The sequence below is a fragment of the Nocardioides sp. OK12 genome (genome assembly GCF_024341885.1).
GTDB classification, from domain to species: domain Bacteria; phylum Actinomycetota; class Actinomycetes; order Propionibacteriales; family Nocardioidaceae; genus Nocardioides; species Nocardioides marinisabuli.
In genome coordinates this window covers 287795-299549 of sequence record NZ_BNET01000002.1, presented here as the reverse complement: position 1 = coordinate 299549, position 11755 = coordinate 287795, and the positions used below count along the sequence as shown (strand labels likewise).

Sequence of the window (11755 nt, the reverse complement as noted above, 5' to 3'; positions counted from 1 at the left end):
TCCGGAGCCGGGTCGGGGTCCGGAGCCGGGTCGGGGTCCGGAGCCGGGTCAGGGTCCGGAGCCGGGTCGGGGTCCGGCTCCACCGGCTCCTCCGGCTCCACAGGCTCCTCCGGCTCTGTGGGCTCCTCCGGCTCCGTCCCGGTGAAGCTCACCGGTCCCATCGGCTCGGACGCGGCACCGGTGCCCGCCGCGTTCACGGCAGCGACCGTGAACTTGTAGGCGATGGCCGGATCGGGATCGAGACCGTCGACGACGAGGCTGGTCGCCTCGGGCCCGGCGGTGCGGGTGCCGAGCACGGCCTCGTCCGCGTAGACCGTGACGACGTGGCCGGTGATCTCGGCGCCGCCGTTGTCGACCGCCCGGGTCCAGGACACCTGGATGCGACCCAGAGCGGTGACGGACGCGACGTCGCTGATCGGCGGTGTCGGGGCCGCGGGCCCGGTCGCCGTCTCGGCCACCGGGTTCTCGGTGGGCAGTGACGCTGCGCTCTCCACGGTGCCGTGGTCGTCGGTGTAGTCGGCGACCACCCGGAGGAACTTGCCCACGTGCTCGGCCAGCGGGACGAAGCCCGTCACGTTGTACGGGTTGGTCGCCACGTCGGTCCACTCGCCCGTGCCGGTGTCGGACACCTGCCAGGTCCAGGTGAGGGTGTCCCCCGCCAGGGCCAGGCCGTCCCCGTCCTGCAGCCCGGAGGCACGGACCACCTGTCCGACGACGGGGCTCTGGGTGCTGAGCACCGGCGGGATCGGGACGTCCTGGACGTTGACCACGGTCTCGGTCGTCGGCTCGGACTTGATCGTCCTCAGGACGCCCTGGTCGTCGAAGAAGGTCACCTCGACCCTGAGCAGGTGGTCGACCTCGAAGTCCCCGGGGGTGAAGGTGACGGTGCACTCGAGGACCCCGGCCGCGTCGGGCGCGCAGCTGCTCGGGCTCTGGACCGTGGTGGCCAGCCACTCGGGCACCGCGTCGTCCTCGGTCATCATCCAGCGGAACTGGATGTCCGTGGGGTTCTGGACCGTGTTCTGGCCGTCGAACACCACGGTCGCGGTGATCGGTGCGTCCTCGGTGGCAGGAGCCTGGTAGCTGAGGGCTGCGGTTCCGTAGCTGCCGCAGGCCTCCATCGGCTCAGGTCCGAGGACGAAGCACCCGTCGTCGAACTCGAGGAGCTCGATGTTGCGGATCACGTCGGAACCGTCCAGCTCACGGTCCTCACCGTCGACGCCGGGGTGGTCGACGCGCCAGTAGCCGTCGCCCAGGTCGGTGATGTCGTACTGCGAGCTGGGAGCGCTGTAGACCGCCAGGTCGTTGTCGTCCGGACCGGGGCTCTCGACGATCTCGCGGACGAACTCGATGTCGCCCGGGTCGACCGTGCCGTTGAAGATGGCCGCCTGCAGAGCCTTGTCGCCGGGGCTGGTGTAGCGGGTGCCGTTGACCCGGACGTAGACGTCCAGGTGGGCGTCGCCGTCGATGAAGTCGTCACCGGCCCTGCCCTGCACCATGTCGCTCCCGGGGCCGCCGAGCAGCAGGTTGTTGACGATCTCGGTGTCGACGCCGATCTCCTGGCGCATGAACCGCTCCGCGTAGTTCTGGGCGTGGCCCGGGTCGAGCACCGCACGCAGTCCCCCGATCTTGTCCATCGAGGCCTGCGTCATGACGTGGTCCGTCGGGTCGGCGATGTCGTCGATCGCCCGGCCGACGCCGCGCAGCACGTCGTTCCCGTCGCCGCCGGAGACACCCTCGATCATGTCGAAGCGGTCACGCACGGCTTGGACGTCCGGGCGCTGCAGGGTGGTGAACCTCAGGTCCACGTCCACGCCGCGGCGGTCACCTCGGTAGGTGACCCAGTCGTACCCGTGCATGCCCTCCATCCGGTCCGTGCCCTGCGCCCGTCCGATCAGGATGTCGTCGCCACCCTCGCCCTCGTTGTCGTCGTTGCCGGCGCCGCCGTCGACGATGTCGTCGCCGCCGTGCGGGTTGGACTGGAACTGGTTGGCGTTGTCGCCCTGGAGCAGGTCGGCGTGGGCGCCACCCTCGATCCAGTCGTCGTGCTCGCCGCCGAAGACGGTGTCGCGACCACCGCCGCCGATGACGACGTCACGGCCCGTGCTCGCGAAGACCGTCTTGAAGTCGTTGCCGGTGCTGACGTAGTCGTGGCCGTGGCCGGCCAGGATGAGGTCGTCGCCGGAGCCGCCCTTGATGGCGTCGTTGCCAAACCCGCCCTTCATGTTGTCGTCACCGAAGGTGTCGGTGAGGATGTCGTTGCCCGGCCCACCGAGGTGGCTGTCGTTGCCGGAACCGCCCTCGATCCGGTCGTCGCCGCCATAGCCCCAGAGCGAGTCGTCACCCTGACCGGCGCGGATCCTGTCGTTGGTGGCAGGGGCCTCACCGGTGCGCAGCCCATGGATCTCGACGTGCTCGTCGCCGTCCCACCGGTAGGTGCCGTCCGGCATCAGCACCAGCCCGTCCGGCAGCGGCGTGGGCAGGTTCTCCAGGTCGATGAACGGGTCCGGCACGGAGAAGATGTCCGCCGGGAGCAGCGAGGCATCGGTGTTGCGCCGGATGAGGCCGGCGAACGAGTTGCCTTCCAGGGCGGAGAAGAGCTGGTTGCCCTGGTTGCGGAACAGGTAGTAGAACCGGTCGCCGAACTGCAGGTCCTCGATCTGCTTCTCGAAGACGTAGTTGAACGTCGAGCCGAGCATGCCGCCGAAGGGCTCGAGCGCCTCGGCCAGGCCGCCCACCCAGAAGTCGACCTCCTCGAGGCCGGTGGTGGTCTGACCGTCCACGTTGGCCCAGGCGCCCGTGCTGTTCATGAAGTCCAGGCGGTCAGCCGGGGCTCCGGCGCCGTCGTTGACGATCAGGTCGGCCGCCTCGCGCTTGCCCGCCACGGTGGTCGCGGCCTGGATCGTCTCGTGCTTGCCGTAGGCGGCCACGAAGTTGACCAGCGAGGCGTTGGGGTTCGCCGACTCGCGGCCGAAGTTGTCGCCGTTCTTCATGCCGAGGCCGAAGTCGACCCAGCTGGTGTACGGCTCCAGCATCGGGTCGCCGCTCTCCTCGAAGAACGTCCTGCGCGCCACCTGCAGCGGCGGCACACCCGCGTCCCGGGCTCGGACGATGTTGATCGTCGCCAGGTCGAGCGGCAGGCCGAGCAGGTTGTTGCGCAGCGTGTCGATGATGTGCTCGTCGATCTGGCCGCCGACCTGGTTGGTCGTCCCGTTGACGACCGCACCGGCCGCCTGCTCGGGAGTCAGCGTCCCGTCGTTGTCGTAGGCCCGTGGATCGAGGAACCCCTCGAGCAGGGACACGTCCTGCACCCCCGGCACACCGGGCAGGTCGCGCTGGATCTCCTCGGTCAGCATGGAGTGGCCGAACCGGTAGACCACGTGCGCGAACTCGGCCCGGATCGCCGGGTTGATGGTGGCGTCGTAGCTGTTCTCGTTGAACACGATCGCATCGATCGCCGGCTGGATCTTGCGGGCGAACTCCTCGAAGACGAGGTGCTGGTACTGCATCTCGGTCGGGAACTTCGCAGCCTGGAAGAGGCGCTGCTCGTAGGTCCAGTCGTCGGCCTCGGGGCCCTCGGGCAGGGGCTCGCCCAGCAGCTCCTCGTAGGTGTTCGTCTCGCCCTGGAAGGCCAGCTTCAGCTGCTCGTTGCCCGGCTTGTCGAGGATGTCCTCGATGGCCTGCGCCATCCGGTTGTGCTCGGCGTGGAAGATGTGGTGCACCGAGGTCAGGCCGATGTTCTCGTTGCCCCGGCCGTCGCCGGTGACGAAGTGCTCGTCGAGGGTGACGTTGTCGTAGCCGCTCAGGTCCCTGGGGTCCTGGCTGGCTCCGTGGGCGATGTCGTCGAGGAAGGCGTGGTCGGTGCGTGCCGCGCCCTGTGTCGTGGCCGGGTTCGTCGGGTCACCCTCGACCTCCGTGCCGTCCGCCATCTGCAGCACCGGGAACCCGTTGGCCCCGGGGACGAAGTTGCCGTACTGGTCCACGTCGACCTGCGGGACGTTGACCACGTCGGGGTAGTCGTTGTTGTCCGGACCTGGGGCGCCCTCGGCGCCGAGCGCGATGCCGAGCACGTCACGGGCCTGCCGCTTCACGTCGGCCCAGGTGGCCAGCCCGCCGGTGCCGCCACCGGGCAGGGTGCCGTCGAGCAGCCGTCCGGTGTCGATCGGCGCGTCCGGCGTGGCCGGGTCGCCGTCGTGGTCGCCCAATCGGTACTCGCGGAGGAAGACCTGGTGCGAGGGGTGCGAGGTGTAGGTCTGGTTCTGGTCGATGAACGGCGTGGTCTGGTTGTTGTGCACGTCGTCCTCGGTGCCGACCGTGCCGTCGGGTCCGGGGTAGCGGGTGGCCCGGCTCAGCAGCAGGAAGTTGGTCCGGCCGCCCTCCTGGTAGAGCGGGTCGTCGGGCCGCAGCGGCACCACCATGGTGCCGTTCCCGCCCTTGTTGACCAGGTCGAGGCCGTGGTCGAAGAACTGGCCGAAGAAGGTGAACCAGGCGTTGAACGGCGCGGAGAGCGCCTCGTCCGGCGCGGTGTTGGGGACGAAGACGTTGCCCTCGGCGTCGATCGTCGAGCCAGGGGTGTTGTCGTGGGCGTTCTGGGCGGCCGGGTTGGCGATCGTCTGGTCGACGATCAGGTTGCTGATGATGCGTGGCTGGGAGTCGTAGACGAAGCCCTGCTGCTGGGAGTAGCACGTCGTCCCCGCGTCACACATGCTCGTGTCGGCCGGGTTGTTGCCGGGCGCCCCGGGCGGTGCCGCTTCGCCCTTGCGCCAGCGCGTGGGGAGCAGGCGCGGGAAGGGCTGGTCCGCGGCGCCGAACTCCGGGTGCTCGAGGTTGTTGCTCGAGCCGTCCACCGTCCGCAGGCCGTCGGGGAGAGCCGGGTCCGCCACGCACTTGCCCGACGTGTCGGTCGGGCGCGCGCAGAGCAGCCGACCGCCGGCGGCGTGCGCCTCGGCGATCTGGATCTGCTTCAGGATGTGCTCGAGGTCCTCCTCGATCAGGATGAAGTCAGGATCCGGGTCGACCGCGAACGCCGCGTTGGTCGCAGCTCCCAGGCCGGCCACCCCCGAGATCGCCATCACCGTGGCGAGCGCCCCCAGCATGGCGGCGCGGAACTTCCGTGGCGTTGCGACCACGGACGTGTGATTTCGGCTCATCTGAGCTCCCCCGTCGAGTCTGACCACGCACCTGCATGGCCGCGGGCACATCCGGTCCGCTGCGCCAGTGTGTGGAGACGAGGACCCCTCATCGGGGTCGAAGGGGTGCTAGTTACCTCAGATCGGGGACACGCCGGCGCGACTGGTCCAGGCACGACAGCAGGGGCCGGACCCGGCGCTTGCCCACCGCCAGTCTCCGGCCGGCTCCGCCCCCAGGGGTCACTCTCAGGGGTCGGTCGACTAGCGCGAGGAGACCACCTGGACCAGGCCACCCACCCGCACCCCGCGCAGGTGGCCGGGCAGGTCGACCCACTTCTGCCCGCGCCAGCGGGTGACGAGGGAGTCGAGCGCGAGCACGTGCTCGTGGAAGAGCTCGGCGGCCGGGGCGCCGGCGGCGAGGGCGACGAGCCGCAGCACGCGGCGCCGCAGCGCGTCGGGGACGCCCTCGAGCGCCTCGACCGGGAGGGCGCCCTCGGCCGTTACCAGGTCGGCGTACGTCGCCTCGGCGATGTCGTCGAGGAGGTCGGCGTCGGCGCGCAGCTGGTCGGCGGTGCGGGCGAGGGTGGCGGCGATGCCGGGGCCGAGCTGCTCCTCGAGGACCGGGAGGACGGTGCGGCGCACCCGCACCCGGGCGAAGCCGGGGTCGAGGTTGTGCGGGTCGTCCCACGTCTCGATGCCCTCGACCTGGCATGCGGTGACGGTGTCGTCGCGTGGGACGTCGAGCAGGGGGCGGCGGTAGCGGTCGAAGCGGCGGCGCATCCCGGCCAGCGACCGGCCGCCCGAGCCGCGCGCGAGCCCGAGCAGCACCGTCTCGGCCTGGTCGTCGCGGGTGTGGCCCAGCAGGACCGCCGCGGCGCCGACGTGGTCGGCGACCTGCTCGAGCACGGCGTACCTGGCGCGCCGGGCCGCCGCCTCGGGCCCGATGCCGGCGTCGGAGCCGACCTGCACCCGGGCGGTCAGGGTCTCGGCAGCGCCCAGCGCCGCCATCTGCTCCACCACCCGTGCTGCCTGCTCGGCCGAGCCCTCCTGGAGGCCGTGGTCGACGGTGGCGCCGACGACCCGCCACCCACCGGCGCGGGCCTCGTGCACCGTCGCGGCCAGCAGCGCCAGGGAATCGGGGCCGCCGGAGCAGGCCACCACCACGGTGTCGCCCTCGGCGAGGTCCTCGAGGTCACGTCGTACGGCGACCCGCACCGCCGCGACCGACGGGTGCAGCCTCACGGTGCCGGCCTCGTCGGCGGCCTCACAGGACGCGCGCGACCCACGCCTGCGGGTCGTGGATCTCGGCCTTGCTCGGCAGGTTCTCCGGCCCGGCGAAGACCGCGTTGAACTCGCTCATCCCGACCTTGTCGACGACCGCGCGCACGAACGCCGCCCCGTCGCGGTACTGCGCCATCTTGGCGTCGAGGCCCAGCAGCCGGCGTACGAGCCGGTCGAGGGTGCCCACGCCCTTGCGGCGCTCGTTGAACTTCGCCCGGATCTCCTCCACCGAGCCGATCACCTCGGGGCCGACGCCGTCCATCACCACGTCGGCGTGGCCCTCGAGCAGCGACATGACACCGGTCGCCTGGTCCATCAGCTCGCGCTGCTCGGGGGTGCTGAACATCTCCACGAGGCTGCCCCCCGAGGTACCCGAGCCTACGGCGGCCTTGACCCGGGCGAGGCCGTCCTCGAGCAGGCTGGCGCTGTCCATGGTCGCGCTGAGCTGCTCGACGAGGGAGAAGATGTGGTCGCGCATCCAGGGCACCGCGGTGAACTGCACCCGGTGGGTCTCCTCGTGCAGGCACACCCACAGCCGGAAGTCGGTGGGGTCGGCGCCGATCTCGCGCTCGACCTGCACGATGTTGGGCGCCACCAGCAGCAGCCGGCCGGAGGGGTCGTGGAAGGGGTCGAACTGCCCCAGCACCTTGCCTGCCAGGAAGCCCAGCAGGCCGCCGACCTCGGCGCCGGTGATCCGGGAGCCGACCGCCAGCGACAGCCCGCTCGGGGGCTTCTTCTCCACCAGCTTGGCCACCATCGGCGCGAGCACGGTGCTGAAGGCGTCGGCGTTGGCCTGCACCCAGCCGCCGCGGTCGACCACCAGCACCGGCGCGGTGTCGGCGTCGGCGTGCAGCCCGGTGAACTCGGCGACCAGCGGCGTCGAGCGGTGCGCCCCGGCGCGCAGCTCCGCCACGGCTGCGGCGGCCTCGTCGCGACCCACCGTCGGCCCGTCGCCGGCCAGCCTGGTGCCGAGCCGCACCGCGAGGTCCCAGTCGATGATCTGCGGAGGGCTCGTCGTCATGGGTCGAACCTACTCACCGACCGGCTGCGGCCGACCCACCCCGGGCGCACCGGCAGGCCGCCAGTGCTGCCGCGGCGCTGTCGAGGGCCGCCTGCGCGTAGGCCTCGTCGACCTCGCCCACCCGGTCGAGCATCAGCGCGAAGACCATGGGTACGCCGTCGCGGCTCACCGCCGTGCCGGCCAGGCTGCTCACGCCGCTCAGGGTGCCGGTCTTGGCCCGCACCGACCCCACGGCCGCCGCCGGGGCGTCGTCGAAGCGGAAGGTCAGCGAGCCGCTGAAGCCGGCCACCGGCAGCCCGCCGAGCACCGCCCGCACCGGGTCGTCGGCCTCGGCGCCGAGCACCGCCTGCAGCAGCCCGACGAGGGTCTCGGGGGCGATCAGGTTCTCCCGCGACAGCCCGCTGCCGTCGTACAGGCGCTGCGGCGCGGGCACCCCGAGCCGCTCCAGCACGGTCTCGACCCCGCGGACCCCGTCGACGAAGGAACCCGCGCCGCCGGTGGCGAGCCCGACGTGGCGCAGCAGCACCTCGGTGGCCTCGTTGTCGCTGACCTGCAGCAGCCGGTCGACGACGTCGTCGACGGGCGCGCTCTCGACCGCCGCGACCTCCTCCCCTCGACCACGGACAGCGGCAGGGGCGCCCTGCACCCGGACGCCCTCGGCGGCCAGCGCGTCGGCGAAGACCTGCGCGGCCACCGCCGCCGGGTCGGCGACGCGGCCGTAGCCGGTCTCGGGGCGGCCCTGGTCGACCCACAGCGCCGTGATCGGCGCGACCACGTCGCCGACGTAGGTGTCGGGCCAGCGCGGGTTGAACGCCGGCCCGGAGAACAACCGGTCGTCGTAGCCCACCCGCACCCGGCGCACGCCCTGCTCGCGCAGCTCGGCGGCGCTGAGGCGGGCCAGGGTGGTGATGTCGGCGCGGGCCGGCACGCTGGCGATGCCCGGCTCGTCGGGGGCCCGCATCAGGAAGGGGTCGCCGCCGCCGACGACGACCAGGCGGTCGCCGCGCAGCACGGTCGTGGTGCGGAAGGTGGTGCCCGGCTCGATGGTCTCCAGCGCAGCCACCGACGTCAGCAGCTTGGTGGTCGAGGCCGGCACCAGCGCCGCACCCTTCTCGTACGCCGGCGCCCCGCTGGCCCCCGCGACCGCCACCGAGACCCGCCTGCCGAGCCGGTCGTCGCCCAGGCGCTGCTGCAGCGCGCGTCGTACGGCGGTCGGGCTGAGCTCGCCGGCGGTGGCCGGGTCGAGCGCCTCGGCCACCTCGGCCGGGTCCGTCAGCGGCGGCAGGCTGAGCCCCTCGGGCAGCGGGACGGCGGCCGGGTCGGTGCTCGGGTCGGGCTCCTCCTCGCCGCCCAGCACCCGCTCGCGCAGGCTCTCGAGCCGCTCGCGGGCGGGGTCGGCGAGGTCGAGGCGCCAGGCCGCCGCACCCGCGGCGAGGGCCAGCACCAGCAGCAGGACCAGCCACGTCGCGGCCCGTCCGGCGTCGTCGCGCGGGGTCGCCGGGGAGTGGCGTGGGTCACGTCGAGCCACCTGATGAACCTCCCCGTTCACGTTTCGAGCCATTGTGCGCGAGACTGTCGGCGGCTCCGCCACGGGGCCCGACAACGACTTTTGACGACCGGCCCTCGTGCCGGACCGACACGCGGAGGCAATACGTGCTGGAGTTCGACGTACTGGTGGAGATCCCCAAGGGCGAGCGGAACAAGTACGAGGTCGACCACGAGTCCGGCCGGCTGCGCCTGGACCGGACCCTCTTCACCTCGACCCAGTACCCCGCCGACTACGGCTACATCGAGGAGACCCTCGGTCAGGACGGCGACCCGCTCGACGCCCTGGTGATCCTGCAGCAGCCCACCTTCCCGGGCTGCCTGATCAAGTGCCGCGCGATCGGCATGTTCCGGATGACCGACGAGGCCGGCGGCGACGACAAGGTGCTGTGCGTGCCCGCGGCCGACCCGCGCCTGGAGCACCTGCGCGACATCAGCCACGTCTCCAAGTTCGACCGCCTGGAGATCCAGCACTTCTTCGAGGTCTACAAGGACCTCGAGCCCGGCAAGTCCGTCGAGGGCGCCGAGTGGGTCGGGCGCACCGAGGCCGAGGCCGAGGTCGTCGCCTCCTTCGAGCGCGCCAAGACCAACGGCCACTGAGCGACGTACGACCCCTGACGGTTCATCGGGTACCCGATGAACCTGGCGCCGCCTGACTGAAGCTTCGGTCAGGCGGCGCGAGTTCTAGCGGGTACCCGATGGAACTCCCCGGAGCGCCCCTCAGCCCAGCTCGCCCACCAGCTCGGGGGCACGCAGCATCTCGGTCGGTACGCCGAAGGCGTCGACGAGGTCGCCGGCCAGCGGGCGGACCTTGCGGCACAGCGCAGCCACCTCGCGGCTGATCGCCTTCGAGCGCTGCACGGAGAGCCGGCCGTGCTCCATGAACCACGCCCGGTCGCCCTCGATCACCGAGAGGGCGTAGAGGTCGCAGAGCAGGTTGAGGGCGACCTTCTGGTCGCCGTCGGGCAGCGAGCGGGTCTTGGCCACGAACGCCTCGAGCACCAGGCGCTCCATGTGGGCGTCGGCGGCGCCGATGACGTGGTCCTGCACCCGGGAGAACACCGCGCCGGCGGGCATCCCCTGGTCGACGCCGCGCTTGAGGCGCCGCGCCGCGCCGCTGATCATGTGCTCCTCGCGGAAGCGCAGCATCGCCAGCTGGTACTCCGGGTCGAGCAGGCCGGCCTCCTGGTCCCACTCGTCGCCGCCGGGCAGCAGGTCGCGCACCCGCTCCAGCAGCTGGTGGACCCGGGTCTTCTCCACGACCGTGTCGACGGCCAGGGCGGCCACGAAGCGCGCCATCCCGAGCTGGTCCATGTCCTCGAACTCGCTGGCGTAGTCGGTCAGCAGGCCCTTGGCCACCAGCTGCAGCAGCACGTGGTTGTCGCCCTCGAAGGTCGTGAAGACGTCGGTGTCGGCCTTGAGCGCGGTGAAGCGGTTCTCGGCCAGGTAGCCCGCGCCGCCGCACGCCTCGCGGCACTCCTGGATGGTGCGGGTCGCGTGCCAGGTGCCGAGCGCCTTGGTGCCGGCGGCACGCGACTCGAGCTCGCGCCTGGTCTGCTCGTCGTCGGCGGCGCCGGTGAGCACGTCGTGCAACTGGGAGGTCAGCTCCTCCTGGGCGAAGTGCAGCGCGTAGGTGCGCGCCAGCAGCGGCAGCAGCCGGCGCTGGTGCATGCCGTAGTCGAGCAGCAGCGACTCCTGCTCGTCGTCGCTGGCCTCGAACTGGCGGCGCTGCAGGGCGTACTTGACCGCGATCGCCAGCGCGACCTTGCTGGCGCTGATCCCGGCGGCGCCGACGCTGACGCGACCGGTGACCAGGGTGCCGAGCATCGTGAAGAAGCGCCGGTTGGGGTTGTCGATGGGGCTCTCGTAGACGCCGGCCTCGGAGACGTCGGCGAACCGGTTGAGCAGCGCCTCGCGCGGCACCCGCACCCCGTCGAACCACAGCCGCCCGTTGTCGACGCCGTTGAGGCCCATCTTGAGCCCGTCGTCCTCGATGCGCACCCCCGGCGCCGGCTCGCCGTCGACGCGGATCGGCACCACGAAGGCGTGCACGCCGCGGCCCTCGCCGCCGACCTCGAGCTGGGCGAAGACGACGGCCAGCTCGCCGTGGGCGGCGGCGTTGCCGATGTAGTCCTTGCGGGCGTCCTCGCGGGTCGTGGTGATCACGAACTCCCCCGCCTCCACGTCGTACGTCGCGACCGTGCCGAGGGCCTGGACGTTCGAGCCGTGCCCGGTCTCGGTCATCGCGAAGCAGCCCAGCAGCTCACCGGTGATCAGCCGGGGCAGGTACTCGTCGTGGTGGCGCCGGGTGCCGAGCTGCTGGATCGCGCCGCCGAAGAGGCCGAACTGCACGCCGACCTTGACCAGCACCGACAGGTCGCCGAAGGCGAGGGTCTCGAAGGTCGCGACCGACGCGCCCGGGTCGCCGCCGCCGCCGTGCTCGGTCGGGAAGCCCATGCCGGTCTGGCCGGTCGCGGCCAGCTCGACGATGAGGTCCTTGACCCTCTCGCGGTAGTCGCCGCGGCTCATCGTCTCGGCGTCGGTGAGGATGTCGGCGGTGTCGACGAGGTTGCGGCGCACCAGCGCGCGCACCTCGGCGTAGCGCCCGTCGAGCAGCCGCTGCAGCGCCTCGACGTCGACGTCGGGCTGCACGTAGCCGTCGGCGGCCGTCTCCTGGGCCGGCTCCTGGGCCGGCTCCTCGCCGTGCGAGGGGGGCGTGGTGCCGGGCGCGGTGGTCTGGGTCGCCATGTCGCCACGCTACCGGCCCGGAGGGGTGAGG

At 72.0% G+C, this 11755-nt stretch carries 6 protein-coding genes; 1 reads left to right on the top strand and 5 read right to left on the bottom strand.

What is annotated here, in order from left to right:
• From OCU29_RS05545 to dacB, 4 genes are all read right to left on the bottom strand, one after another.
• On the bottom strand, positions 1–5129 hold a 5129-nt coding region (locus OCU29_RS05545; protein ID WP_261819122.1), incomplete at its 3' end, for a peroxidase family protein.
• 261 nt (positions 5130–5390) lie between these two features.
• Positions 5391–6371: a tRNA lysidine(34) synthetase TilS gene (tilS, locus tag OCU29_RS05540; protein WP_261819121.1), complete on the bottom strand. Its 981-nt coding sequence runs from the start codon at positions 6369–6371 to the stop codon at positions 5391–5393.
• Positions 6372–6393: 22 nt separating this feature from the next.
• On the bottom strand, positions 6394–7431 hold the full coding sequence (locus tag OCU29_RS05535) for a zinc-dependent metalloprotease (RefSeq protein ID WP_261819120.1): 1038 nt from the start codon (positions 7429–7431) through the stop codon (positions 6394–6396).
• A 13-nt stretch (positions 7432–7444) separates the two neighbouring features.
• Entirely contained in the window at positions 7445–8959 is a 1515-nt protein-coding gene (gene dacB / locus OCU29_RS05530; protein WP_261819119.1) for a D-alanyl-D-alanine carboxypeptidase/D-alanyl-D-alanine-endopeptidase, read from the bottom strand.
• Positions 8960–9087: 128 nt separating this feature from the next.
• Here dacB and OCU29_RS05525 point away from each other — a divergent pair, with 128 nt between their 5' ends.
• Positions 9088–9576: an inorganic diphosphatase gene (locus OCU29_RS05525; protein ID WP_179617306.1), complete on the top strand. Its 489-nt coding sequence runs from the start codon at positions 9088–9090 to the stop codon at positions 9574–9576.
• Between the two features lie 120 nt (positions 9577–9696).
• On the opposite strand, the gene OCU29_RS05520 is transcribed toward OCU29_RS05525, so the two are convergent.
• The gene (locus OCU29_RS05520) at positions 9697–11724 is read right to left on the bottom strand and encodes an acyl-CoA dehydrogenase (protein ID WP_261819118.1); all 2028 of its coding nucleotides are present in this window, start codon (positions 11722–11724) and stop codon (positions 9697–9699) included.
• Positions 11725–11755 lie beyond the last annotated feature (31 nt).